General features: G+C 43.8%; 23 protein-coding genes. 10 read left to right on the top strand and 13 right to left on the bottom strand.

Features of this window, described 5'->3' with window-relative positions; genetic code table 11:
- Positions 1–211 precede the first annotated feature (211 nt).
- The 4 genes from rplT to thrS form a co-directional block, all read right to left on the bottom strand.
- Positions 212–556 (bottom strand): 50S ribosomal protein L20, encoded by a 345-nt coding sequence (gene rplT / locus AC59IL_RS16090; RefSeq protein WP_496553185.1) that lies wholly within the window; start codon positions 554–556, stop codon positions 212–214.
- Positions 557–625: 69 nt separating this feature from the next.
- The gene (rpmI, locus tag AC59IL_RS16085; protein WP_496553184.1) at positions 626–823 is read right to left on the bottom strand and encodes a 50S ribosomal protein L35; all 198 of its coding nucleotides are present in this window, start codon (positions 821–823) and stop codon (positions 626–628) included.
- Positions 824–1,182: 359 nt separating this feature from the next.
- Complete coding sequence (gene infC, locus AC59IL_RS16080) at positions 1,183–1,767, bottom strand: translation initiation factor IF-3 (protein ID WP_496553183.1); 585 nt, start codon at positions 1,765–1,767, stop codon at positions 1,183–1,185.
- Between the two features lie 179 nt (positions 1,768–1,946).
- The gene (gene thrS / locus AC59IL_RS16075) at positions 1,947–3,887 is read right to left on the bottom strand and encodes a threonine--tRNA ligase (protein WP_496553182.1); all 1,941 of its coding nucleotides are present in this window, start codon (positions 3,885–3,887) and stop codon (positions 1,947–1,949) included.
- 265 nt (positions 3,888–4,152) lie between these two features.
- On the opposite strand from thrS, the gene AC59IL_RS16070 reads away from it, so the two are divergent.
- Together AC59IL_RS16070 and AC59IL_RS16065 are read left to right on the top strand one after the other, a co-directional pair.
- Positions 4,153–5,253 carry a hypothetical protein gene (locus AC59IL_RS16070; protein WP_496553181.1) on the top strand — a complete coding sequence of 367 codons (1,101 nt, stop codon included), beginning with the start codon at positions 4,153–4,155 and terminating at the stop codon, positions 5,251–5,253.
- 170 nt (positions 5,254–5,423) lie between these two features.
- Positions 5,424–6,272, top strand: coding sequence for a hypothetical protein (locus AC59IL_RS16065; RefSeq protein ID WP_496553180.1), 849 nt, complete (start codon positions 5,424–5,426; stop codon positions 6,270–6,272).
- A gap of 92 nt (positions 6,273–6,364) precedes the next feature.
- Here the strand turns inward: AC59IL_RS16065 and AC59IL_RS16060 are convergent, their stop codons facing one another.
- Positions 6,365–7,957, bottom strand: coding sequence for a M20/M25/M40 family metallo-hydrolase (locus tag AC59IL_RS16060; RefSeq protein WP_496553179.1), 1,593 nt, complete (start codon positions 7,955–7,957; stop codon positions 6,365–6,367).
- A gap of 177 nt (positions 7,958–8,134) precedes the next feature.
- Here AC59IL_RS16060 and AC59IL_RS16055 point away from each other — a divergent pair, with 177 nt between their 5' ends.
- Positions 8,135–9,064, top strand: a complete 930-nt coding sequence (locus AC59IL_RS16055) for a phytanoyl-CoA dioxygenase family protein (protein WP_496553178.1) — start codon at positions 8,135–8,137, stop codon at positions 9,062–9,064.
- A gap of 11 nt (positions 9,065–9,075) precedes the next feature.
- Here the strand turns inward: AC59IL_RS16055 and AC59IL_RS16050 are convergent, their stop codons facing one another.
- The 3 genes from AC59IL_RS16050 to AC59IL_RS16040 form a co-directional block, all read right to left on the bottom strand.
- Positions 9,076–9,819, bottom strand: coding sequence for a hypothetical protein (locus tag AC59IL_RS16050; RefSeq protein ID WP_496553177.1), 744 nt, complete (start codon positions 9,817–9,819; stop codon positions 9,076–9,078).
- Positions 9,820–9,920: 101 nt separating this feature from the next.
- Positions 9,921–12,272 (bottom strand): TonB-dependent receptor, encoded by a 2,352-nt coding sequence (locus AC59IL_RS16045; RefSeq protein WP_496553176.1) that lies wholly within the window; start codon positions 12,270–12,272, stop codon positions 9,921–9,923.
- Positions 12,273–12,330: 58 nt separating this feature from the next.
- Positions 12,331–12,936 (bottom strand): DUF3347 domain-containing protein, encoded by a 606-nt coding sequence (locus AC59IL_RS16040; protein WP_496553175.1) that lies wholly within the window; start codon positions 12,934–12,936, stop codon positions 12,331–12,333.
- 374 nt (positions 12,937–13,310) lie between these two features.
- On the opposite strand from AC59IL_RS16040, the gene AC59IL_RS16035 reads away from it, so the two are divergent.
- Together AC59IL_RS16035 and AC59IL_RS16030 are read left to right on the top strand one after the other, a co-directional pair.
- A complete protein-coding gene (locus AC59IL_RS16035; RefSeq protein ID WP_496553174.1) occupies positions 13,311–13,745 on the top strand; it encodes a MarR family winged helix-turn-helix transcriptional regulator in 435 nt (144 codons plus the stop codon).
- Between the two features lie 12 nt (positions 13,746–13,757).
- Positions 13,758–14,258, top strand: coding sequence for a GNAT family N-acetyltransferase (locus AC59IL_RS16030; protein WP_496553173.1), 501 nt, complete (start codon positions 13,758–13,760; stop codon positions 14,256–14,258).
- Between the two features lie 147 nt (positions 14,259–14,405).
- On the opposite strand, the gene AC59IL_RS16025 is transcribed toward AC59IL_RS16030, so the two are convergent.
- Positions 14,406–16,190 carry an ABC transporter ATP-binding protein gene (locus tag AC59IL_RS16025; protein ID WP_496553172.1) on the bottom strand — a complete coding sequence of 595 codons (1,785 nt, stop codon included), beginning with the start codon at positions 16,188–16,190 and terminating at the stop codon, positions 14,406–14,408.
- Positions 16,191–16,650: 460 nt separating this feature from the next.
- On the opposite strand from AC59IL_RS16025, the gene AC59IL_RS16020 reads away from it, so the two are divergent.
- Positions 16,651–16,857, top strand: coding sequence for a hypothetical protein (locus AC59IL_RS16020; RefSeq protein ID WP_496553171.1), 207 nt, complete (start codon positions 16,651–16,653; stop codon positions 16,855–16,857).
- A gap of 282 nt (positions 16,858–17,139) precedes the next feature.
- Here AC59IL_RS16020 and glk read toward each other — a convergent pair whose 3' ends face one another.
- Positions 17,140–18,180 (bottom strand): glucokinase, encoded by a 1,041-nt coding sequence (glk, locus tag AC59IL_RS16015; protein WP_496553170.1) that lies wholly within the window; start codon positions 18,178–18,180, stop codon positions 17,140–17,142.
- A 284-nt stretch (positions 18,181–18,464) separates the two neighbouring features.
- Here glk and AC59IL_RS16010 point away from each other — a divergent pair, with 284 nt between their 5' ends.
- Positions 18,465–19,697 carry a serine hydrolase domain-containing protein gene (locus AC59IL_RS16010; protein WP_496553169.1) on the top strand — a complete coding sequence of 411 codons (1,233 nt, stop codon included), beginning with the start codon at positions 18,465–18,467 and terminating at the stop codon, positions 19,695–19,697.
- A gap of 99 nt (positions 19,698–19,796) precedes the next feature.
- Here the strand turns inward: AC59IL_RS16010 and AC59IL_RS16005 are convergent, their stop codons facing one another.
- Positions 19,797–20,705 (bottom strand): SAM hydrolase/SAM-dependent halogenase family protein, encoded by a 909-nt coding sequence (locus AC59IL_RS16005; RefSeq protein WP_496553168.1) that lies wholly within the window; start codon positions 20,703–20,705, stop codon positions 19,797–19,799.
- Between the two features lie 36 nt (positions 20,706–20,741).
- Here AC59IL_RS16005 and AC59IL_RS16000 point away from each other — a divergent pair, with 36 nt between their 5' ends.
- Positions 20,742–21,227 (top strand): hypothetical protein, encoded by a 486-nt coding sequence (locus tag AC59IL_RS16000; protein WP_496553167.1) that lies wholly within the window; start codon positions 20,742–20,744, stop codon positions 21,225–21,227.
- Between the two features lie 13 nt (positions 21,228–21,240).
- Complete coding sequence (locus tag AC59IL_RS15995) at positions 21,241–21,750, top strand: HEAT-like fold family protein (protein WP_496553166.1); 510 nt, start codon at positions 21,241–21,243, stop codon at positions 21,748–21,750.
- Between the two features lie 87 nt (positions 21,751–21,837).
- Here AC59IL_RS15995 and AC59IL_RS15990 read toward each other — a convergent pair whose 3' ends face one another.
- Positions 21,838–22,557 (bottom strand): YqjF family protein, encoded by a 720-nt coding sequence (locus AC59IL_RS15990; RefSeq protein WP_496553165.1) that lies wholly within the window; start codon positions 22,555–22,557, stop codon positions 21,838–21,840.
- 356 nt (positions 22,558–22,913) lie between these two features.
- The gene (locus AC59IL_RS15985) at positions 22,914–23,291 is read right to left on the bottom strand and encodes a VOC family protein (protein ID WP_496553164.1); all 378 of its coding nucleotides are present in this window, start codon (positions 23,289–23,291) and stop codon (positions 22,914–22,916) included.
- Between the two features lie 71 nt (positions 23,292–23,362).
- Between AC59IL_RS15985 and AC59IL_RS15980 the strand changes: the two genes are divergently transcribed.
- Positions 23,363–24,658 (top strand): glucuronyl esterase domain-containing protein, encoded by a 1,296-nt coding sequence (locus AC59IL_RS15980; RefSeq protein ID WP_496553163.1) that lies wholly within the window; start codon positions 23,363–23,365, stop codon positions 24,656–24,658.
- The last annotated feature ends 54 nt before the right edge of the window (positions 24,659–24,712 follow it).

Genomic DNA, 24,712 nt, shown 5'->3' with positions numbered 1-24,712 from the left:
CCCGGTATGGGATTGCGTTTGGCTTTATGCGTTCTGCCATGGGCCTGCAGAACGCCAAATGCTCAACGCTCAACGCATCTTTCCCCTCTATGGGATTGCGTTTGGCATTATGCGTTCAGCGTTCTGCGTCCTGCATTAATTAATTGTTATCAAAAAAAGAGCCCCGCACATTTTGTGTGCGGGGCTCCGATATATTGTTGCTTTGCAAAGCTTATTTTACAGAAGCGATCAGGTTTTTAAAAGTTTCAGGCTCGTTCATAGCGAGGTCGGCCAGTACTTTACGATCCAGGGTAATACCTTTCTGATTCAGTTTATGAATGAATTCAGAATAAGTTAAACCTTCTTCACGCACTGCAGCGTTGATACGGGCGATCCACAGGGCCCGGTATTCTCTCTTCTTCAGTTTACGGCCTACATATTTATATTGCAGACCTTTTTCCATTACGTTTTTCGCAACGGTATAAACATTTTTACGTTTGCCGTAATAACCTTTGGCAGCTTTCAGAATCCTTTTGCGGCGTGCCCGGGATGCTACGGCGTTTACTGAACGTGGCATATCTTAGATAATTTGAAAATTTGAAAATTGATTAATTAGAAAATGAAGGCAGTTCTTACAACCTACATCTTACTTCAGGCGTAACAGGCGTTTTACAAAATCCACGTTGGATTTATGTACCACACCATCCTGGCCGAGTGCGCGTTTACGGCGATTTGATTTTTTGGTAAGAATGTGACGTTTGAAAGACTTCTGGTGCGTGATCTTTCCGGTGCCGGTTATTTTAAATCTTTTCTTGGCACTGGAGTTGGTTTTTACCTTTGGCATTATAAATACCTTTTTCTGTGATACCCTGCTGGCGCCCCCGAACTGACGGGGAACTTTTTGGGCCTTGTGGGCAATATTGTTTTATGGGTTCAGATTTCCATAAAACGTAAAATGGAGCGCAAAGGTAGGGAAATAATTTGAAAATTTGAAAATGTGCGAATTTGAAAATAGCGTACACGGCGTTAAACGCAATGTTTTGGTATTTAAGTAATTAGCACACTGCGCCTTATAGGAGCAAGCGTTTTATTCATTTTCAAATTTTCAAATTGGCTAATTTTCAAATTAACCAACCCCCATAGCAAAAAAAGCATCCCAACAAGTTGAAATGCTTTTTAATGTTACTATTATTAAAGAAGGTATTAAGCCTCTTTTTTCTTTTTGGCGCTTTTGGGCGTAATGATCATCAGCATGCGTTTGCCTTCGAGTTTGGGCAACCCTTCGGGCTGACCTACCTCGGCCAAACGCTCAGCGAATTTTAATAAAACCAGCTCGCCTCTTTCTTTAAACATAATGGCGCGCCCTTTAAACTGTACATACGCCTTTACTTTGTTGCCTTCTTTTAAAAAGCTTTCAGCATGGCGGGCTTTGAAGTCGAAGTCGTGATCATCAGTGCCAGGTGTAAAACGGATCTCTTTTACTTCAGCCGTTTTACTTTTGGCCTTCATCTCTTTTTCCTTCTTCTTCTTTTCGTACAGGAATTTATTATAGTCGATGATTTTACAAACCGGGGGATCTGCCTGCGGTGATATCTCTACCAGGTCAAGCTGTTGATCCTGCGCCATGCGCAGCGCTTCCTGTATAGGATATACGCCAACTTCTACATTATCGCCAACCAAACGTACCTGGGGTACGCGTATCATGTTATTGGTGCGATGTTCCTGCTGTTGTTCTTTTCTGAATCGGGGATTGAAATTACCTCTCGGTGGTCGCGGTGGAAATGCCATTTAAAACTTTTAATTAACAATTGTGTTTTGAGTATCCAGCCTGGGCTGGAATGGTTTTGATTTAATTTAAATTCTGAATATAGTTTCGGGTACTGCTATTATTTCGATCTAAAACCTTTTTCAAAGTTCAGTACTCCAAAAAAGGTTCCGGGTTTCTAAGTTATGAAATTATCTCAATTTTATTCTCCTCTTCTTTCTTTAATTTCTGCTTTTGCCTCCTGTAAAAACTCCTCTACGCCTTTTGTGCCCACATCGCCCTTACCTTGCCGGCGTATAGCCACCTTGTTTTCATTCACCTCTTTTTCACCTACAACCAGCATGTAAGGCACTTTCATCAGTTCGGTGTCACGTATCTTTTTACCTATTTTTTCGTTGCGGTCATCGACTTCTGCACGAATATCCGCATTTTTCAGCGATTCCAAAACTGTATTTGCGTAGGGTAAAAACTTGTCGCTGATCGGTAATATCTTCACCTGAACCGGCGCCAGCCACAGCGGAAACTTACCGGCATAGTGTTCCAATAAAAATCCTATAAACCGTTCGTGGGTACCCAGCGGGGCCCGGTGAATGATCAAAGGAGTTTCGGCTGTATTGTCTTTATTGGTGTATTCCAGTTTGAACCGGCGGCCCTGGGCAAAATCTACCTGGTTGGTAGCCAGGGTAAATTCACGGCCGATCACGCTCCATATCTGCACATCGATCTTGGGGCCATAAAAAGCGGCTTCGTCCGGAATCTCTACATAAGGTATATTCGATTCTATCAGCACCTGTCTTACCATTTCTTCGGTTTCCTTCCATAACTCCGGTTCGTTAACATACTTCTGTCCCAGTTTGGTCGGTTCGTGCAACGACAGCCGCATTACATATTTTTCAATACCGAATATTTTAAAGTATTTCTGGTACATTTCATTTACCGCCCTGAACTCATCGGCAAACTGCTCGCGGGTGCAATAAATATGCGCATCGTTCATATGTAAACAACGTACACGCATAAGTCCGAATAATTCACCACTTTGTTCGTAACGATAACAGGTGCCATATTCAGCCAGCCGTAGCGGCAGCTCTTTGTAGCTTCTTGACTCTGCACCGAAAATTTTATGGTGGTGCGGACAGTTCATGGCTTTCAGGTAGTACTTCTGGCCATCCAGTTCCATCGGCGGGAACATGCTGTCCTGGTAATAAGGCAGGTGACCGCTGGTGAGGTACATGCTTTCTTTGGCAATATGGGGCGTAACTACCCTTTTGTAGCCTGCAGCCTGCTCGGTTTCCTTGGCCAGTCTTTCCAGCTCTTCAATAATAATGGTTCCGTTGGGCATCCATAAAGGCAAACCGGGACCTACATCATCATCCATGGTGAAAATTCCCAGTTCTTTTCCGAGTTTACGGTGATCGCGTTTTTTAGCTTCTTCCAGCAACTCGAGGTAAGCATCCAGCTCCTTTTGCGAAGGGAAGGTTACACCGTACAGGCGGGTAAGCTGCTTATTGTTTGAATCGCCTTTCCAGTAAGCGCCGGCGATATTCATTAGTTTAACGGCCTTTATAGATGCAGTGGAAGGAAGGTGCGGCCCACGGCACAGATCGGTAAAATTACCCTGGGTATAAAAAGTGATCTCTCCGTCTGTCAGGTTATTCAGCAGATCGAGTTTATATTCGTCGCCTTTTTCGGTAAAATATTTAATGGCCTCGGCCTTGGGCATTTCTTTACGCACATAGCTGTTATTTTGTTTGGCCAGCTCGTTCATCTTCTTTTCGAGTGCTGCCAGGTCTTCTTCAGTAAGCTTGCGATCGCCCAGGTCCATATCATAATAAAAACCGGGCGGATTATCAGTAGCCGGACCAACCCAGAATTTCACCCCGGGGTACAAACTTTCAACCGCTTCAGCCATCAGGTGCGCCGAAGAGTGCCAGAAGGTAGATTTACCATCTTTGTCGTCCCAGGTTAATAAGTTAAGCGTAGCATCGTTGTAAATGGGGCGGGTGGCATCCCAAACCTGTCCGTTCACTTTGGCTGCCAATACTTTTCTTGCAAGGCCTTCACTGATCGACTTCGCTATATCCAAACCAGTGGAGCCTTCGTTGTACTCGCGTACATTTCCATCCGGGAAAGTAATTTTAATCATTTTTGTCACTGCCTTTTTTAGTTACCGGTTATACAATGAAGGTTTTAAAATTGCAGGTATTTTCTTTACCTGCGCATTGTATTTCCGGAAGAACCGCAAATTTAACGAACAATTTGCAGACCACCATTTACGATATGTGTCGTAAAAAACTAATAATTAAGTAATTTGCCAGTTGATGTACACGGTTTTACACCTCTGATGAATAGCTGGCCAGTTAAAATGCCAATTGAATTGCGGGGGAAACTGATAAAAATTAAGCGATCAGATGAAATTATGTTTACTTTTTGCGCTATTGGGGTGCAGCTTTTGTGTGCAGGCGCAGGACCTGACCGGAATATGGAGAGGCAATTTCAGACAAGCACCTGCAATGAACAGCCGCCCAATGGACTTTTTTACCGGCGCCAACCGATATAAATTCGAAATACAGTTAGATCAGAAAAGTAAAGAATTTAAGGGCGTTACCTACTCTTATCTTTCCACTGTTTTTTATGGCAAAGCAACCTGCAAGGGTGCCGTAGACCCTGCTACCAATCAGGTAAAGCTCGACGAATTAAAGATCGTTGAAGTTCGTATGTCTGATGCCGGCGGCGCCTGTATAATGGCCCTGTCCCTGAAATATTCGAAAGAAGACGGGGAAGAATTTCTTGAAGGAACTTACACCAGCAAAAACATCAAAGATTCGTCTAATTGCGGAAAAGGCACTGTTTTTTTACGTAAGGTAACCACATCAGACTTTTATGAAGAACCATTTTTGGTAAAACGTGAAAAAGAAAAGCAAAAAGAAGCGGAGAAGCCGGTTATTAAAAAAGATACTGCTACCAAAAAGCCGGTGATTGCCAAAACAATTACTCCAAAAACAACTACGCCGGTTAAAAAGCCGATTACGGCCAAACCTCCCGTTACAAAAAATGTTGATACAAAGTCTAAACCCGATGTAAAGATCGTTGCAACCGATACGGCAAAGAAAGTTGAAATAAAACCGAATCATCCTATCACAACCATACCTACTCCCCAGGTATTGCTGAGCCGCGAAAACGCACTGGTAAAAACCATTACCACCAATGTAAATGAAGTGCAGATAGATATTTACGACAATGGTACTGTTGATGGCGATACCATTTCGGTTTATCTCGATAAAAAACTGGTGCTCTCGAAAAAAATGCTTACCGAAAAGGCTATCCCCCTTAAAATACACCTCGATGACGACAACAACTATCACGAGCTGGTGATGGTGGCCGAAAATCTGGGCGCAATTCCTCCGAATACTTCGCTGATGGTTGTAAAAGCCGGTAGCAAAGAGTACGAGGTGCGCATTACTTCTACCGAGCAAAAGAATGCAGTGGTAGTGTTTAAATACGAGAAATAGATGGTTTGATTGTTCAATTGTTTGATTGTTGGGCACTCTGTAATTCGTGAACTCAACGAATATTTAACAGTTAATGAGTTCGGCAACCCAACCATCAAACCATATAGCCATCAAACAATCTATGCACGGGTTGTTCCTGCTAAGTTTGGTATATTCAACTAAAATAATGCATGCGTTTTGTACTGATTCCTGCACTGCTGTTTTTTCATTTTTTGTCGGATGCACAACCTTTAACGGGGATATGGGCAGGTAAACGCACTCAAAATGCCGGAGGCTGTTTTCCCGAATATTCGCTGGAGTTGCACATCATTTACATGAATAACAATTCCTTTATCGGCAATGCCTACAGCTATGATAAAGACAGGTATACCAAAATAAATTTCACCGGAAAATTCAATCCGCTTACCAAACGGATGGTGATCATTGAAAATGCCGTACTGCAATACAATGTGCCGGATAATTGTGTGCCCTGTATAAAGACTTACGATCTTACCTTAACGAAGAACGGCACTTCCGAAACTTTACTGGGCGAATGGAAAGGGCATGAAATGGGCAATAACCACAATTGCCAGCCGGGAAAAATTACACTGGCCCGTCAGGCTAAAGCCAGTTTTCCGGTTGATGTATACCAGAACGATACGCTTGCTTCGCTGCAGAAAAATCTTCGTTTGCAAAACCGCCAGAAGGAACTGGTGCAAACAGTGCCCATCGATACATCGTTCATTCATATTGAAATATATGATAATGCCGAAATTGACGATGATACGGTTACCGTTTTTTTGAACAATACCCTGCTGTTGTATAAAAAACGACTCACCGATAAACCGCTTTCCCTCGATGTAAATGTGTTTCCCGATACCGATTACGAACTGATGATGTATGCCGATAATCTCGGCCGTATTCCGCCCAATACCTCGCTGATGGTTATAACTGCCGGGCGAAAGCGCTATCAGCTGCATTTGTCAAGCAGTGAACAGAAAAGCGCTACTGTACGATTCAGGTATGTACCGAAGCAATAGACAATATGCAATTGGCAATTGACAAATAAATAAAGATGCAGGAAGCAAACCATCAACAAATTACTTTTTGCTTATTGCCTGTTGCCAATTGCCTATTGTTTCCTCGGTATTTTTTCATTTCGTTGCGCTGCATTATATACAAACGAAGCGATAATAACAGCCGCCTGTTTCAGGTCACCGGGCTGCAGGTGATCGTACGAATCCATATTGCTGTGGTGTGTGCGGGTATCGTATTCAATATCGTCCTGAATGAACTGAAAGGCCGGTAACCCGATGGCTTCAAAGCTCAGGTGATCGGTGCCGCCTGTGCGCTGCATGGTTATGGTGCCGGCGCCAAGGTCTTTAAACGGCGCCAGCCATTTGGTAAACACCGGTTGAACGGCTGCGTTGCCCTGCAGGTAAATACCCCTGATCTTTCCGGTGCCGTTATCAAGATTAAAATAAACCGAAACTTTATCGCCTGCAGCATTATACCGCTGCGTTGACGTATCGGTAAAATGTTGCCGCACATAATTTTTTGAACCGATGAGTCCCTGCTCTTCCCCACCCCATAAGGCAATGCGAATGGTTCGGCGTGGTTTGATTTTCAAAGTTTTTAAAATGCGCATTACTTCCATCATTACCGCACAGCCGGCGGCGTTATCGGTAGCGCCAACCGATGCATGCCATGAATCGAGATGTGCGCCGATGATCACCAGTTCATGTTGAAGTTTTGGATCAGAACCTTTTATATCGGCAATTACATTGTAACCTTTCAGATCGTCGGTCGCAAATTTTGTTTTAACATCCATTTCAAGCTTTACCGGAATGTGGTGTTGTGCCAGCCGCTGCAGCATCATATAATCTTCAAAGGCCAGCATAATATCAGGAAAGTTTTCTGCAGCATTGGCCATCCAGGCACCGCCTCCCTGCACAAATAAAGTACCATCGCGTCCGTGCACGCTGGTGCTTAAAATAGCCACAGCGCCCTGTTCCCTTGCAAATTCTTTCAGCCGGTTATAGGTAAGCAAACCGCCCCTGCCCCCGCCAACCGGCGGGGCGAAATGGTGATCTTCGGCTGAAGGAGAAAATCCTTTCGCTGACTGATATGACTGATTTGATTTATCCGACTTATTTGCCTGGTTTGTTTCGGGTTTCCAGTCAGCCATTTCTTTCAGTTCTTCATCGCTGTACCGGCTGGCATCGGCAACGTAAGCTGGTTCAAGCGAATCAAGGCGCGGCAGCAAAATCACTTTGCCTTCGAGCCTTCCTTTATAATGGTCAAGGTCTTTTGCATCGCCTGCCGATAATACAACAATATCGGCCTGTTGAAAGCCATTGGTGCCCGAAGTCCAGCTTTTCGGAAAAGCTATTATTGGTTTATAATAAGGAGCGGTCATGGCCACATAGCAGCGTTTCAGTTCCCAGCTTTTACCCCAGTCGCCCCAGGGTTCAAGCCGGGCATTTTCCAATCCCCATTCGGTTAATTTATTTTTTGTGTAGTTGGCTGCCCTTCTAAAACCGGGCGAATTGTTTAAGCGGGGGCCGCTTACCTCGGTGAGATAAAAGGCAATATCCATTACCTGCGAGTTGTTAAAACCCTCGTGCCGGATTTGCTGCAATATGGTATTATCCGGCTCATCGTTTTGCGCTATCGAATACGCTACAGGAATTAATCCGATAGTGAAAAGGATCAGTTTTTTCATGAGCAATATGTTTCATTGAGTCGGCGGGTTTATTATACCATTTTCGTGCCGGAGAAGTTGTTGTTATCCTGTTGCCGGGCCGCAAAAAACATATAGCAGATTGACTTGAAATATTTTATTCATTTAACATTGTTTATAAATAGTATTTTTATCACCTAACTGGTAATATCAGCTGTTATGAATTTAAGGCATTTTAAGCCCGCGCACTGGGTATACAATATTCTTCATTATAAACAACTGCTGCATAATAAAAGGGCATATGAAAAATACCATATTCATAAGCCTCTTGTTGCTTCCATTTCCAGTAAAGATTTTCCCGATAAAGAATCACGCGCCTGGCTCGATACCGGCGATTCGGCTATTCTGGCGCCGCAAAAACAGGCATTTTCAGCATTTTCACCGGCCATACAACAAAAAATTGTGCAATGGAGCGCCAACGGTTATATAACGCTTGAACAATACTTTTCGGCCGAAACCTGCGATGCCATTAATGATGAAATCAGCAACCTTACCGGCAGCGGTAAAATGCATTTCCTGAATAATAACAAGCTGATGTTTGCCAACAAAAAATCATCGCTCATCCGCAGCATTACCAAAGATGCCGGATTGCTGCAACTGCTCGATTTTTTGCTCGGCAAAAAAATGGTACCGTTTCAAACGATCAATTTTTTAAACGGCAGCGGCCAACGGGCGCATAGCGACAGTGTGCACATGACCACTTATCCGCTGGGTTACCTGATCGCGATCTGGATCGCCCTCGAAGATGTGCATCCCGACAGCGGCCCGCTGTTTTATTATCCCGGCAGTCATAAATTACCTTACCTGTTAAATAACGAATGGAATAAAGACAGTTCGTTTTTGTCGCTTGGCAAAAATGATTATCCTGATTATGAAGACATGGTTGAAGAGCTTATTGTTAAACATCATCTTCAAAAAGAAGAGCTGCTTGCCCGCAAAGGCGATGTGCTCATCTGGCACGCCAACCTGATTCACGGGGGCGCTCCCATTCGTAATGCTGCGCTCACCCGTAAAAGTATGGTTGTACATTATTATGCCGATGATGTGATCAAATACCATGAAATCACAGAGCGGCCTTCATTGATGTGATGATTTTTGATCTAATACAGCTTTACTTTAAACCTGTATCGTCCGTTGAAATAATCTTTCAGTTTTACAAACTCTTTCGACTTTTCAGTTAGCCAGAATATTGAATAGCCGGTTGGAAATTCATGCTTCAGCAACCAGCACTTTACTTTCGTATTGCTGTTTAATTGCAGGTCTTCTTTTCCTGCTACTACATAGCGTTTATAAGAAGTTGATTTTTCATTGGGGTCAAAAAAAGCAATATCAAAGATCTGTCCTACTTTTTTAATGGGTAACAAGGTGTATGTTTCCATGTCCTGTTCCCAACTGATAACAGGAATAGTTAAGGGCACCTTTGGCCTTTTAATGGCTGCATTATTTTGAAAGGTATCGCTGGGGATCATGAAGCTGTCTTTAAAATCATAGGCAACGGTCCCTGTTTTATAAACACCTTTATGAAATACCGGCGCAAGCGTTTGCCTGTTGCAGATATTGGTGATATTTCTTTGCAGTGAATCATTATGGTACCACTTCCAGTCGAACTGAACCATCGGCTGGTTATCCTTTGTGGTGAATGTAATAGTACGTTCCCATATATCTCCTGAAGTTGTGAAATTAAAAGCGCTATCGGTAAAATACACGAGGTATACGTTCTTTCCTTCTTTCAAATTACCGGTAAGCAGTTTATTGTTTATGGCATTGATGGTGTCGGCTTTCTGTGCAAATGTAGCCGTAGCCAAAAATATTAGGGCAAGTGTAAAACTATAGAAGAGCTTCATGTTTTTTGTTTGCCCGAAAATAATTTATGCTGCATGTTTTTTTGTACCATTTATCAAATATGGCATAACATTAATGTGTATGTGCCTATATGCAGAAGCGCTCAAAACTTAAAATTCCACGTAACCGCCGGAATGATGGGGAACAGCGATACCTGCTGTGTTTTAATGCTCAGGGTGCCGTCGTAAGGGCTGCCGTCCTGGTCGAAGAATATAAAATAGGGATTCAAACGGCTGTACACATTGTAAACACTAAAAACCCAGCTTTGCTGCCATTTTTGACCGGGCCGGGTATGGGGTGTATACGTGGCCGACAGGTCCATACGATGATAAGGGGCCAGCCGGTATTGGTTTATTTTGCTGTATTCCTGTGTAAGCACATTGCCGATCACATAAAACCGTTCGGGTAATGAAACCGCGTTGCCGCTTCCATAAACAAAAACACCCGACACTTTCCATTTTTTGCTCAGCTGATACATGGTTACCACCGATAAATCGTGCCGGCGGTCGTATTTGGCGGGATATTTTTCGCCACCATTCAGCTGGCCAAATTTGCGCCATGTCCACGATAAGGTATAGCCTATCCATCCGGTGAACTTTCCCCTTGTTTTATTTACGAACAGTTCCGATCCATAGCTCCAGCCATCACCGAATACAAAATCTTCTTCCGGATCTTTCAGCGATGGCGTGTATCCTTCGCGATACTCGATCTGGTTTTCCATCTTTTTATAATAAACCTCCAGCGAGGTTTCGAACATGTTATCGCTGAAATTTTTAAACAGGCCTGCCGCGTATTGCCAGCTGATCTGCGGGTTTACCCGGTAGGTGCTGGGTACCCACAGGTCGGTAGGCAGGGTTGAACCGGCATTGCTTACGAGGTGAATGTATTGCAAATTGCGGCTAACGGCTGCTTTAATAGAAGTGGCGTCGTTAATACTGTACCGAATGGTAAGGCGGGGCTCCAGTCCGTCGTAATTTTTTACCGACTTGTTGCGGGCATAGGAAATACTGTCGGTTTTATTGCCGTTCAGGTCATGACTGAAAATTTTATATGGCCCCAGCTGTGTAAAGCGACTGTATCGCAGGCCGGCATTGATCTTTATCCGTTTGCTTATTTCCCAGTCGTCCTGTATGTACACACCGGTTTCCAAAGCATATTTCCTCGATTCGTTATTGGGTTCAAAAACGGTTTCGCCCTCGTTACCGCTGAGAACGTTGGGAGTGAATGTATGATAAGTGGCCACAGCGCCAAATCGCAGTTTGTGTTGCGGCGATGCATAAAAGTCGAAGTCGGTTTTGGCGTTCCAGTCGTGGATGCCCGATGACAGCTTTATATTGAAATCGTTTTGGGTAGCGCCGAACGTAAAAGCATAATCGTTGTACACTACGGTGGTATTGGCAAACAGCTTACGGTTAAAAATATGGTTCCAGCGAAGAGTGGCTGTTGAATTGCCCCAGGGAATATCGGCTTTAAACGCCCGGCGTGCATTGCGGTAAGTGAATACATCGCGCCCGAAATAGCCGCTCAGGTACAGGCGGTCTTTATTGGAAAATATATAATTTACCTTGGCATTAAAATCATAGAAATAATAACCCGATCCGTAAAAATCGCTTTTTTCTGTTATGAAGGGTTTCGTAAGCACATCGATGTACGTGCGACGGCCCGAAATGATGAACGATGCTTTGTTTTTTTTGATGGGCCCCTGAAAAGATAAGCGTGACGCAATGGCCCCTATGCCCCCCTCTGCTTCGAACTTGTTCATATTGCCATCTTTCATGGCAATATCCAGTACCGACGACAGGCGTCCGCCGTATTGCGCCGGCATACCGCCTTTGATTAACGAAACATTCTTGATGGCATCTGAATTAAAGATCGAAAAAAAGCCAAACAGGTGACCGGTGTTGTATACAATGGCATCGTCGAGCAAAATGAGGTTTTGATCGGGACCGCCTCCGCGCACATACAAACCGGTATTGCCTTCACCGGCATTGCGAACACCCGGCAGCAACTGCAGCGTTTTTAACAGATCGGTTTCACCCATTAATACCGGTACCGATTTTACCTGGGTAATCGACAGGTCGATTTTTCCCATCTGCGCATTTTTCACATTGCCATCCCGCTTGCGCGACGACACGATCACCTCCTGTAAAACCGTTTTGGGGGCTAAAAAAAAGTGCTGTTCAATATTTTTATCGAAGGTAATTTCAACCTGCTGCGGCTGGTACCCGGCAAAAGAGGCAATTACCGTATAGGTGCCGCGGGGCATGGTAATGGAATAAAAACCGTATTGGTTGCTGGTAATTCCTTTTCCATGACCATTAACAGAAATAGTGGCCCCGATAAGGCTTTCGCCCGACATGGAGTCTTTTACAAAACCGTTGAGGGTAAATTTATCCTGTGCTGCCACCGACAGTACACTATACACCCCAATTACTATCGCAACTAATCTTCTCATTCGGCAATATTTCCGTTTTCGGTGCCAGAATACCGGCTGTGGCAGGTTGCATGCTTAACTATTTTGAATAATCCAGCGAATCTTCCACGCTACCGCAGTTCAGCATTTTATCACCGAAATAAGGGTTCTTAATTTGTCTTTCGTTGCTCATCCAGTAAGCACCTTTATTGTCAAAAGCCATGGGGCAGTACTGCCAGTAAACTTTTTGACCTTTATATCGAACGGTACGCGTAAGGGTCCACATCGCATCGGCAATCATCTCAAATTCTTTTCTTTTTGCATTGATATCTTTTTCTGCTGCCAGCGCCTGTGATGAACCTGTAAGGGTTCCGGTATAATTTTTAGCCGTTTCTTTAATTACGCCAGTGCTATCACCCTTTATTTCGTTTATTTTCAGACTATCTGCCGCTGCGGCTACCGACCGGGCTGCTGCAGATGCCTTTGCCGTATCACTGGCCACAAGGGCATCTTTTAAATTATAGTACGCATCAAGTAATTGGGTGAACGACTGGTTAAAAACATCGGTATTTTCTGCAATCGATAACGGCTGTTGTTTGGCTTCTTCTTTTTGATTAGCCGGCTTGTCATCTCCCTTGCAAAAAAAGGGCCGGGCAATCAAAATAACAACGGCAAGCACAATAATTACTAAAATCGTTTTTTTCATCCTCTTTAAAATTTAAAATAAGTACGGATGCCGGTAAATTCTTCCATCGGGAAAACCGGCAGGTTAACAGGTATATGATTTAAATCAAATAGTTTCTATATTCCTGTCTTTTTCAGGCTCTTCAGGTAACCAAAGATAATTGAATAACGCTAAAAATGCAGTTTATGGTTTGTGCCCGCCCGGATGACCCGGTCGGACGGGGTTTGTAGTTTGAGGTTTTTCCGCGCTTTGGAATTTCATTGGTAAGCCCGCACCTATAAGTTCAACAGGATTATAATTACACGGTAAAATTCACTGAAAGAACCACAAACAATAAACCAGAAACTACAAACAAATAATACTTGACTTTGTCAAGTATTTTGTAATTTCATACCATGATCAAAAAACCGGAGGCGGTGGCTGCCATTCGCGAATTCAACCGTTTTTATACCAATATTATTGGTGTGGTAAACCAAAAAATACTCGAAAGCCCTTATTCCCTGTCTGAAGTGCGGGTATTGTACGAGATCAGGCATAGCCCGTTGTGTACAGCCAGAAAAATAAAAAACACCATTCAGATTGATGAGGGATACCTGAGCCGGATCATCGAGAAGTTTGTAAACAACAACCTGGTAAAAAAAGTGCAATCTGATAACGACGGCCGTTTATTTGTTCTTTCGCTTACGCCAAAGGGTAACAAATTATTTAACCGGTTAAATGAATCATCCGACAAATCGATTGAAGCATTGGTCAATAAACTCACCGACCAGGAAGTGCAGGATGTAATTACCATGCTCGATGGCATTCGGCATATTCTTTCAAAAAAATAGAAATAGTATTTTATGATCTGTTCAATACATGATATTACCATTCGCACCTGTCTGCAGCCGGGCGATATCGGCTATATTACTTATTTGCACGGTTCGCTTTACAAAAAAGAATATGATTATGAAATTCCGTTCGAAGTATATGTGGCCGAAGGCTTATGCGAGTTCTGGCACAATTATGATCCCCAAAAAGATGGCGTATGGATTGCCGAACACAATGAACGCATCGTTGGATTTTTATTATTGATGCATCGCAACGATACCGCCCAGTTGCGTTATTTTATTATTGATCCTGCTTACCGTGGTATAGGACTTGGAAAAAAACTGATGGACCTGTATATGGATTTTTTGCGCGAGCACCGGTATACCTCCTCTTACTTATGGACCACCAGCGAATTGCCTGCCGCTGCCCATCTTTACCGTAAAAGTGGATTTAAGCTGGTGGAAGAAAAACCTTCGGCGGGGTTTGGGAAGCAGGTTGTGGAACAGAAATATGAATTAGTTTATGGTTTGTAGAATAGTTTCTGGTTTTTGGTTTGTGGTTTATGGTTCTTTCGGTTCAGTCTATCCAATTATAATTTTAAAAGTTCCGGCGACTAATACATAGAGCCTGTTATATAGGCAAGGTATTTACAAAGCGCGGCAGCAACCACAAACTATAAACTACTCAGAGGCCCATTCCAACTGCAGTTTATTCAAACTCTTATATAATCCCTCATCCATTGCCAGCAACTGCTGATGGGTGCCGGTTTCAATAACGTGTCCTTTATCGAGCACAACAATTTTATCGGCATTGCGAATGGTCGACAGGCGGTGAGCGATCACAAAAGAAGTACGGTTTTTCATCAGGTTGTCGAGCGCTTCCTGCACCAGCGATTCAGAGGCCGAATCAAGCGAGCTGGTGGCTTCGTCGAGCACCAGAATAACCGGATCTTTCAAAATAGCACGGGCAATGGCGATCCGCTGACGCTGTCCGCCCGATAATTTAATACCGCGATCCCCTACTATGGTGTCGTAGCCTTCGGGAAAGCCTGTAATAAAATCATGGGCATTGGCTTTTCGGGCGGCATCTTCAATTTCATTTTGTGTGGCGTTGGGTTTACCGTAGGCAATATTTTCGCGAATGGTGCCTCCGAATAACAACACATCCTGCGGCACCAGGGCCATTTGTTTGCGCAGTTGCGAAAGCGGAATATCGCCGGCCGGTTTGCCATCGAATAATAGCTGTCCGGCGTCGGGTTGATAAAAGCGCAACAGCAAAGCGGCAATGGTGCTTTTACCGGCGCCGCTGGGACCCACAATGGCAATCTGTTCGCCGGGGTCAGCGATAATGCTTACGTCTTTTAATACCTGCACTTCGGGGCGCGAGGGATAGCTGAAAGCCACCTGGTTAAAAGTAACGGCGCCGTGTAACTTATTTTTTTCTTCAACCGGTTCATCGGTAATGGCAACCGGTTCGGTGATGTCGCGTAATATTTCACGAACACGTTGGGTAGCGCCAAGTGTTTTTTGCAAGGTGCTATACAGATCGGCAAAACCGGCCATACTGCCACCAACAAAAGCCGTGTATACTACAAAGGCCGTAAGGTCGCCAAATGAAAGAGTGCCGGCCTGCATGAGCGTTGTGCCATACCAAACTACTAATATAATAGTGCCGAATATGCTCAGCAACATAAATGCAACAAACAATCCCCGAAATCGGCCATTGCTTACCGCCAGTTTTACAGCATCGTGCAAACTGTGGGTATAACGGCTGGCTTCGTACCACTCATTGGTAAATGATTTAACATTACTGATGCCCTGCAGGGTTTCCTGTACAATAATATTGGAGTCGGCCAGCTGGTCCTGTGTTTTGCGCGATAGTTTGCGAATGCTTTTTCCGAATACAACCCCTGCCACTACGATCACCGGCAAAACCGAAAGCATCACTGCGGTTAATTGGGGCGACAGATAAAGTATCAATCCTATGCCGATAACAAGTGTTAACAGGCCGCGCAAAATTTCGGCCAGCATACCTGTAACAGCGTCCTGTATTTGTGTAAGATCGGCGCTGATGCGACTCGATAATTCTCCCACCCTTCTGTTGGCGAAGAAATTCATGGGCATCATGATCAATTTCTTATACACATCTCTTCGCATGTCGGCCAGCGCATGTTCACCAACGTAGGTAAACAGGTAAACGCGCATAAACGAAAATGTCATTTGCAATGTTAAAATTCCCAACATCCATAACGCGATGGTGCCGGGCGCAATGGCTGTTTTTCCGATACTGATATTATGGGCGCTGTCGATAAGTTTTTTTAACAAATAAGGAAATGCCATGGTTGTACTGCCCGACAAGGCAATAAAAACCAATCCTGTTATAAACGTCCAGCGGTACGGTTTCAGGTAATTAAAAATGAGAAATACTTCTTTCAGATTTTCTTTCGATAGCTTTACTTTCGGCATATCTGGTTTCCGCATTCCGTTATCGCTTCTGTTTCCCCGGGCCATGTTTTTCGATTTATAGTGAGTGGTGAATAGGCAATTAGGCAGTAGACAGCAAACAATCATGAAAATTTCCTACCTCCTACTTCGAACTTCCGACTTCATTTCACAAGGTAACAACTTGTTTTTTACAGGTAGACGATTAAGAACCGGCAATATTGTTTTGAGAATATATCTTTTAGATTTTCAATTTATAATAACACTTTTTTGAAGCAGATGTTGTAGTGTATTAACGGATAACAGATAGGTGATTTTTTGTATTTTTTGATAAGAGTAAAATTTTTGGCATGATCTTTATTAGATTACAGGTATCCTTACAATTCTAAACTACGATCTGATTGCTTGAACCTGATTTAGTAGACCTAACTACCCGCCCACACGTAGGCATTATTAATTTTTTACATATTAAAAACTCAAAGTTATGAAAAGAAGCTTTTTAGCGGCAGGCGTTGGTCTTTGCATTTTCGCAGCTACAATGGTAATTTCAAACCATCCTGTAAGAGCAGAGGAGTATAGTGGCAATTATATCGCTCAGGATACGACTCCGAAGAAAAAGAAAGATACAACAAAGAAGAAACCCGATACAATGAATCTCAACGTATCTCAGTCTTCTTCTTCTCAAAAGTAAACTTTACTACGCAGGAACCGGTTATGCATAACCGGTTCTTGTTTTTACTCCCGCCTACCCCCGCCCCCTAAAGGGATGTTTGTTTTTTTTTGCTGAAGGGGCTGTTTGCGTTTTCAATTGCCGTTGAGCATTGAATATCGGTAAATATGCGGGTGTTTTTTTGTTTCGTCCCTACGGAACGAATTAATACCCATCATCATTCTACTACTACTACTACCAACATTTTGTGCCTGACGGCACTTTCAGATTTCTTACATCCTACTTCTTACTTCCGGCTTCCTGCTACATTAAGTATGCTCCATAATATGCTGCACCGATCAACCCGGTTTTATCATTTTTAATGATGCGAACAGGAACTTTGTCGAGCAGGTGCTGCATACGGTCGCAATCCATATAATGTTCAAAGAATTGTTTCTGCAATAACAACGGTGCTATTTTAGGCGGAATGCCGCCTCCCAAAAATAATCCGCCGGTAGCTTTCATTTTTAATACCAGATTCGATGATTCGCGGGCAAGATAGCGTACGAAGAGATTCATGGTTTCAACACATAGAGCGGCTGTTTGTTGTATGGCCGACTGACTGATGACGGCAGAATCGGTTTTTTCGGCTGCCAGCGCTTCGGTTAACCACGCCGGTTCTTCCATTTTTTTTACATCACGCAGGAACCGATATATATCAACTATAGCAGGACCAGCCACTACTTTTTCCCAACTCACCACTCCATATTCATTTTGCAAAAAATGTAAAAGCTCAATATCAACATCCGTGCGGGGCGCAAAATCAGTATGTCCGCCTTCGGTCGGAAAAGGAAAATGATTTTCACCATTCCAGTATAAACCAGCCTCCCCCAGCCCGGTACCCGGCGCTATGATGGCCATATTGCCTTTCATACTGCTATCGCCGGCATGCAGCGTAATAAAATCATCTTCAGTTAAACCGGCCAGTCCGTAAGCCGTTGCTTCAAGATCATTGATCAGTGAAACGGCTGATACACCCATTCCCGCACTCACATCTGTTATATCAATGCCCCAGTTCAGGTTGGTTAAATCAACTTTACCGTTCAGTACGGGGCCTGCAACGCCGAGGCATATGCGGTTGGGCAGACTTAAATTATATTCCGACAAAAATTTTTTCATGATGTCTACGCACGAAGCATACTCATCACTCGGGTACCTGCCTGCCTGTAAAACAGTTAAGCTGGTATCGGTAGCCTTGTATAAAGCCAGATTGGTTTTTGTTCCGCCAATATCGCCTGCCAAAACAGTAATGCCTTTTTCTGCTATTCCCGCACGCCGGGAAATATGAAGATTTTGTATGGTCATTTTATTAAGTTCTGAGTTCTTAGTTAGGTGTTCCCGGTTTTTGAGATTTGGGGTTAAAGGTATTGCACAACCGTGAGAGTTTTTTTAAATAAGTTGTAAAAGTAACTGGTGAATGGTCAATGGTCAATGCCTGATACAAGTTATCTGTTGCAGGTTTCCGGTTACCTGTTACCTGTTACCGGTATCCTGTTGCCGGAGAATTTAGTTAACGGAAAAACAGACCGGCATTTTAAAATTGCCTTGGTTATTCGGCCGGTCGTTATCTTTAAAAAAAATTAATAGTGATGTATCACTTTCGTTTTATCCTTATCGCCATTCCTGTTTTTTCTGTTACATTATTGACGGCTCAACCCAAAAAAGCAGCCGTTTATTTTCCTCAGCCCGGAAACTGGGAACACCGGTCGCCACAAACCATGGGATTCGATTCGGTTTTATTACAGGAAGCTATTTCCTATGCAGAGGCCCATGAATCGAAAGAACCGCGCGACCTGAAGAAAGCGCATTATCAAAGTGCTTTCGGTCGTGAGCCTTTTGGATATCCGGCCGGACCTTTAAAAGAAAGAGGCCCTGCAACCGGACTGATCATTAAAAACGGATACATCGTTGCCGAATGGGGTGAGCCGGGCCGGGTTGATCAAACGTTCAGTGTAGCAAAAAGTTTTTTGTCGTCAGTGGCCGGTCTGGCATACGATGCCGGTATCATAGCGCACGTTGAAGATAAAGTGTATCCCTATATGGCGCCGGTTATTCCGTACGAACCGAACAGACTGGCCGAAAACAAAGCCGATGCACTTGAGCGTAAAGATGTGATCGATTTGTTTAATACCGACCACAACCGCACCATTGCCTGGGAACATTTGCTTCGACAAACCAGCGATTGGGAAGGTACTTTATGGGGTAAGCCCGACTGGGCCGACCGACCAACAGAAAATTCATCAGACTGGATGACCCGCAAACGAAATGCGCCCGGCACGGTGTACAAGTACAACGATACCCGGGTGAATGTACTGGCGCTTGCATTGCTGAATATCTGGCGGCAACCTTTGCCGGTGGTTTTGAAAGAAAAGATCATGGACCCCATCGGCGCTTCGCGCACCTGGCGGTGGACGGGTTACGAAAATTCGTGGGTGATCATCGACGGACAATTGATGCAATCGGTAAGCGGCGGATCGCACTGGGGCGGTGGTTTGTTTATCAATGCATACGACCAGGCGCGTTTCGGATACCTGACCCTGCACAACGGCAAATGGAAGGATAAGCAAATTTTGTCGGAAGCCTGGCTGAACATGGCTCATACACCAACCACCGTTCAGCCCACCTATGGATTTATGAATTTTTACCTGAACACCGAAAAGAAGCTTTACCCACACGCTCCGGCCACTGCTTTTGCCCATATCGGCGCCGGTTCAAACATTATTTATATTGATCCCGAACACGACCTGATGATCGTTGCCCGCTGGATCGAAGGCAATGCCATGGATGGCATGATACAGAAAGTGCTGGCCAGTCTTCGTTAATTTGAAAATGAGGTAATTTGAAAATTCGAAAATGAGTGGAATTGCAATCCCGCTCATTTTCAAATTGTTCTATTGAAAAACTTCCAATTTTCCAAATTCTCACCTCGGTTTTTTCTTCTTCACCACAATATTCCATTCCGGTCCGCTGTTAATATTAAAAGAATCCGCAAAGTTACCCATGTTTATGGCAAGGGAGAAGTTCATCAGGCTGTTCATATAAGCCAGCGTTTTCCCTTCCGGCACATCGCCAAACGTATGTACAAATTCAATATCCTGGTCAACAATCAGGCTGTCATTCTTTTTGATTATTACTTCCAATTTTACTTTAGGTTCCACGTGTAACATCTTGAAAATCGAATCATTAATGTTAGTCCAAATGTTCCCATATTGAATGTCAAGAATGGGTATGTTACCCTGTATCGAATCTCCCTGATACACAGCTTTTTGGTAAGGAAGAGTCACTACGGAAGCCGGTAATTCTTTCCCTACCTGTTCAAAACTGATCACACCGGCAGCCAGCCGGGCGCCGGTATAGGCATACACGTCGCGACCATGGAAAGTGTAGGATGCCTGAGAGTTTTTTCTTCTATTTAATTCTTCATTGATTTCCCGTACCGACTCAATACCAAGTGTTTGAGCAATTAAAGTAAGTGTTCCGTTGTCGGGCGTTACGAAGTAATGACCTGTTTTGGTTTTCAGCACCACCGATTTACGGCTGGTGCCTACGCCGGGATCAACTACCGACACAAAAACGGTTCCGGCAGGCCAATATGGCGCGGTTTGCTGCAACCGGTAAGCCGCCTCCCAGATATTGTAAGCCGGAATTTCGTGGGTAAGATCGTACAACTTTAAATCGGGGTCAACCTCCGATGCCACTCCTTTCATGGCGCTCACAGCTCCATCTTTCAATCCAAAGTCGGTTTGAAAAACAACGATGCCTTTTTTATGATTGCAGGATGTAATGATTGTAACAAGTATTACACTAATAAGCAGTTGATTTATCTTCATTTTCAAATTTTCAAATTGGTTAATTTTCAAATTTAAATGGTAACTCCTGAAAAACTATTGGCCCGCATCAGAGGAATGATTGTTTTTTTTGTCATTGCCCTGGTGTTAAGCGGCGTTACGGCATTTCCGGTATATACTGAATTGGAATGGATCAATAAGAACCATCTTTTTTCGCAGGAATCCTTATTGGGGCGTTGGTTAAAAGACGTGTGGCTTACCGTAAAGGAGGTTGATTTCCTGCATCCGATTTTATTTTACGGGTACGATTGGCTGGCCTTCGCCCATCTTGTTATAGGCATGGCGTTTACAGGCCCCTGGCGTGATCCGGTACGAAACAAATGGATCATTGAATGGGGCATGTTGTGCTGCGTGGCCGTTATTCCGCTGGCGGTGATTGCCGGTCCCATTCGCCACATTCCCTGGTATCATATTGTTATAGATTGTATGTTTGGCATTATCGGTATTATTCCTTTGTGGATCACCAGAAAATGGATCAGTCAGTTGGAGGCATCTCAGCGGTAATAAATATTTTCCCATGGATTTATTAAAGATCATCGAAAAAGAACATTCCAAGGCTCAATGCGATAAAATAGTTCGATACGTTGGCAACGATAAAGAACGGTTTGCCGAACTGATGCGGCTTTTTTTGAAAGGCGAATACCGGGTTACCCAACGGGCCGCCTGGCCGGTGAGCTATTGTGTGCACAATTATCCCGGGCTTATAACGCCTTACTATAAACAAATACTTCCGCTGCTGCAACAACCCGGCGTGCATAATGCGGTGATACGTAATATTGTTCGACTGCTGCAGTTTGCACAGGTGCCCAAACGTTATCACGGACAACTGATGAGTATTTGCTTTGATTTAATTGCCTCCAACGAAGCCGCTCCTGCCATAAAAGCATTTTCATTGACAATACTTGATAATCTGTCGAACGAATACCCCGATATAAAAGCCGAATTAAAACTGGTCATTGAAGAAAGATGGCCGTATGAATCGGCGGCGTTTAAAAGCAGGGCGAGAAAGATAATTAACAGGCAATAGTCAATTTGCAATTGGCAAATTATTTAGCGGTTATTCCCTTTTGTCTATTGCAAATTGCCAATTGTTTATTGATTCACCATTTCACCCTCACGACAGCTGATGATTCGTAAACACCGTTGTGGCCGATCCTTCGCACAGGTAAACCGATGCCGGCGCCTGATGAGCGAGTTCGGCAAAAGACTTTCCGTACAATTGCTCAAAATCACAATCAACAGTGTGCTGCAATACCGGATACAAATTCCAGCGGGGATGCTCTACATAATATTCCCTTGTTAACAGGGCGCTTTCGGCGGTATAACCCCATAAACGATCATTGATGAACTCTTCTTCTGTGCCTTCGTGCCAGGGAATGCTTTCAGTTCCTGCCTTTACTTCCATTTTGTTCCAGTGATTTTTGTATTTCCATTCGTAACCAATATGTAACTGGTTACCGGTTACCCGGTTCACATTGTTCATAGGCATGGCAACGTAATGTTCTTTATACAGCAGGTTGGCCATTACGGCCAGCACAGGTTTGGGAACGATCTCTTTAATAAACACAATGCCCTTTCGGTAATGGTCATTTACTTTTCGGCGAACATAAAAGCGCAGGTTCACTTCAGGGAAAGTTGTATGAAAGGGTACCGGTATGTTTATTACCCGGGTATTGTAAAACATCATACCAACCAGACTAATATATACTTTGTTGTTAAAGGTATCAATCTCTGTTTCGGCTGGTATAAAAGGTTCGAGCAGGCGGGCATCGGTAATATAATTGATCATTATCAGCTTGCGCCATTCGGTATTCATGAATGCTTTGTGTTTCATGATTGGGTGCTTTTGTACCCAAAATTACATTATTTTCAGTAAATATTGAAAAATATGAAGTCGTAAGACTGAAGTCTGGTTTCGAATCTTAAACATCTACTACCTGGGTGGGTGTTTGTAATTCAAACCTTCCGGAGAATGCATTAAGTGAAGATCTTACTGCGGCTGCTTTTTCGTTTTAGATGAATCTATTCTGATTTTCGAGGTATCGGGTTTAACCACCACATTAAAATACCCTCGGAAACTCAGGAATATGTTAAAATGTTCAAAATATTGAATATCGAATATTAAATGTAGAATGTTGAAGTGAAGAAAACTTCGATATTCAATATTGGTCATTCGTTATTCGATATTATTTATCCGGGTTGCTGGTACAGTCCGAGGATATTACCGGCAGGATCGGCAAAACGGGCGGTGATTTCGGGTGCATCTAACCCCACCGGTTGTACGATATGGCCGCCATTGGCTTCAATGGCATCGATTGTTTTATAAATATCATCAACCATTATATATACCAGCAGTCCTTGTGAAATGGATGGCACCCTACCGGTTACCCAACTGCCGCTCACCTGCCCTACTCCGTCGTCGAATGCTACGGCGCCATCGCTACGGGTGCGGATGTTCCATCCAAAAACTTCTTTATAAAATGCTGAAGAACGCTCAACATCATAAGCCGCCATTTCAATATAACATATCTTTCCGTTACCCAACGTAGGTTCTTTATCGGTAGCCATGTTGCAATGGTTTTAATTTTGAGTTGTAATTATTGTAATTTACTTATAATTGTCTGAAACCTTCCTGTATTATGACAAACATCAATTACAGCAAAACTTCTATTACTTTAATACTGTTCCTCGGATGCTGGTTGGTAACTACCGTTGGCCGGGCGCAACAAAGCATTCCATCGAATACCGATGAAGCCAAAGTACCCCCGTATTCGCTGCCCGATGTATTAAAAATGCCTGATGGTAAACAGGTTAACAGCAGTAAGGAATGGCTGACCAAACAACGCCCTTATATTTATCATTTGTATGAAGAAGTGCAGTTTGGCCGATATCCCACAAAAAAAGTACCGCTACATTTTCGGTTGCTCGAACTGGATAAAAATGCTTTAGATGGAATTGCCACCCGCAAACAGGTGCGAATTTATCTGCAACCGGCCGATACAACGGTTTATACCGATGTGTTGCTGTATATTCCTAACAAAATCAAAGCACCGGTGCCTGTTTTTGTTGGGTATAATTTCGGAGGCAATCATACTATTGTTGCCGATAAAAATATTCTTATCTCTAACAGCTGGGTGCCTGCCCGCGCCAGAGGCGCTATCAACAACAGGGCAACCGATGCATCGCGTGGCATAGATTCATCGGCCTGGCAACTGTATGAAATACTTTCGCATGGTTTTGCTTTGGCAACTGCCTATTATGGCGATATAGAACCCGACACGGTTACAGGCTGGCAAACAGGCATTCGTTCAACGCTGAAAGATGTGCTGAATATACAACCCAATGACTGGAGCGCTATGGGCGCCTGGGCATGGGGAATGAGCCGGATATATGATTATCTGCAAACCGATAAAGATATCAATGCAAATAAAGTAGCGCTGATAGGACATTCACGGTTAGGCAAAGCTGCTTTGTGGGCAGGCGCCAGCGATACCCGCTTTGCATTGATCATTTCAAATGAATCGGGCGAAGGCGGCGCTGCCCTGTCGAAACGATGGTATGGCGAAACCGTGCAGATCATTACCGCCAAATTCCCGCATTGGTTTGGCGCAAAGTATACCACCTATGGACAAAAAAGGGATTCGCTTCCTGTAGATGGGCATATGCTGCTTTCGTTAATGGCGCCACGTCCGTTGTATGTGGCCAGCGCTGTTGAAGATACCTGGTCGGACCCCAAAGGTGAATTTTTAGCCGCAAAGGAAGCCGGTAAAGTATATGCCCTGTTTGGTAAAAAAGGAATTGATGTTGACAGTATGCCCGGCCTGCATCAGCCGGTGGGCAATACAGTGCGGTATCATATCAGGGCAGGCAGGCATAGTGTTACGCTGTACGACTGGCAACAGTATCTGCAATTTGCAGAGGAGCAGTTAAAATGATTATGTTTCGCGTGAGTATCTTCAGGACGTATCAGGACAGTTCACCTGACTATG

The organism is Niastella sp. sgz303648 (genome assembly GCF_059587045.1).
This window is presented reverse-complemented; position numbering and strand designations above follow the sequence as displayed.

Excerpts from the sequence above, each read along its gene's own strand:
- rplT (WP_496553185.1), bottom strand. The coding sequence starts at position 556 with ATGCCACGTTCAGTAAACGCCGTAGCATCCCGGGCACGCCGCAAAAGG.
- rpmI (WP_496553184.1), bottom strand. The coding sequence starts at position 823 with ATGCCAAAGGTAAAAACCAACTCCAGTGCCAAGAAAAGATTTAAAATA.
- infC (WP_496553183.1), bottom strand. The coding sequence starts at position 1,767 with ATGGCATTTCCACCGCGACCACCGAGAGGTAATTTCAATCCCCGATTC.
- thrS (WP_496553182.1), bottom strand. The coding sequence starts at position 3,887 with ATGATTAAAATTACTTTCCCGGATGGAAATGTACGCGAGTACAACGAA.
- AC59IL_RS16070 (WP_496553181.1), top strand. The coding sequence starts at position 4,153 with ATGAAATTATGTTTACTTTTTGCGCTATTGGGGTGCAGCTTTTGTGTG.
- AC59IL_RS16065 (WP_496553180.1), top strand. The coding sequence starts at position 5,424 with ATGCGTTTTGTACTGATTCCTGCACTGCTGTTTTTTCATTTTTTGTCG.
- AC59IL_RS16060 (WP_496553179.1), bottom strand. The coding sequence starts at position 7,957 with ATGAAAAAACTGATCCTTTTCACTATCGGATTAATTCCTGTAGCGTAT.
- AC59IL_RS16055 (WP_496553178.1), top strand. The coding sequence starts at position 8,135 with ATGAATTTAAGGCATTTTAAGCCCGCGCACTGGGTATACAATATTCTT.
- AC59IL_RS16050 (WP_496553177.1), bottom strand. The coding sequence starts at position 9,819 with ATGAAGCTCTTCTATAGTTTTACACTTGCCCTAATATTTTTGGCTACG.
- AC59IL_RS16045 (WP_496553176.1), bottom strand. The coding sequence starts at position 12,272 with ATGAGAAGATTAGTTGCGATAGTAATTGGGGTGTATAGTGTACTGTCG.
- AC59IL_RS16040 (WP_496553175.1), bottom strand. The coding sequence starts at position 12,936 with ATGAAAAAAACGATTTTAGTAATTATTGTGCTTGCCGTTGTTATTTTG.
- AC59IL_RS16035 (WP_496553174.1), top strand. The coding sequence starts at position 13,311 with ATGATCAAAAAACCGGAGGCGGTGGCTGCCATTCGCGAATTCAACCGT.
- AC59IL_RS16030 (WP_496553173.1), top strand. The coding sequence starts at position 13,758 with ATGATCTGTTCAATACATGATATTACCATTCGCACCTGTCTGCAGCCG.
- AC59IL_RS16025 (WP_496553172.1), bottom strand. The coding sequence starts at position 16,190 with ATGCCGAAAGTAAAGCTATCGAAAGAAAATCTGAAAGAAGTATTTCTC.
- AC59IL_RS16020 (WP_496553171.1), top strand. The coding sequence starts at position 16,651 with ATGAAAAGAAGCTTTTTAGCGGCAGGCGTTGGTCTTTGCATTTTCGCA.
- glk (WP_496553170.1), bottom strand. The coding sequence starts at position 18,180 with ATGACCATACAAAATCTTCATATTTCCCGGCGTGCGGGAATAGCAGAA.
- AC59IL_RS16010 (WP_496553169.1), top strand. The coding sequence starts at position 18,465 with ATGTATCACTTTCGTTTTATCCTTATCGCCATTCCTGTTTTTTCTGTT.
- AC59IL_RS16005 (WP_496553168.1), bottom strand. The coding sequence starts at position 20,705 with ATGAAGATAAATCAACTGCTTATTAGTGTAATACTTGTTACAATCATT.
- AC59IL_RS16000 (WP_496553167.1), top strand. The coding sequence starts at position 20,742 with ATGGTAACTCCTGAAAAACTATTGGCCCGCATCAGAGGAATGATTGTT.
- AC59IL_RS15995 (WP_496553166.1), top strand. The coding sequence starts at position 21,241 with ATGGATTTATTAAAGATCATCGAAAAAGAACATTCCAAGGCTCAATGC.
- AC59IL_RS15990 (WP_496553165.1), bottom strand. The coding sequence starts at position 22,557 with ATGAAACACAAAGCATTCATGAATACCGAATGGCGCAAGCTGATAATG.
- AC59IL_RS15985 (WP_496553164.1), bottom strand. The coding sequence starts at position 23,291 with ATGGCTACCGATAAAGAACCTACGTTGGGTAACGGAAAGATATGTTAT.
- AC59IL_RS15980 (WP_496553163.1), top strand. The coding sequence starts at position 23,363 with ATGACAAACATCAATTACAGCAAAACTTCTATTACTTTAATACTGTTC.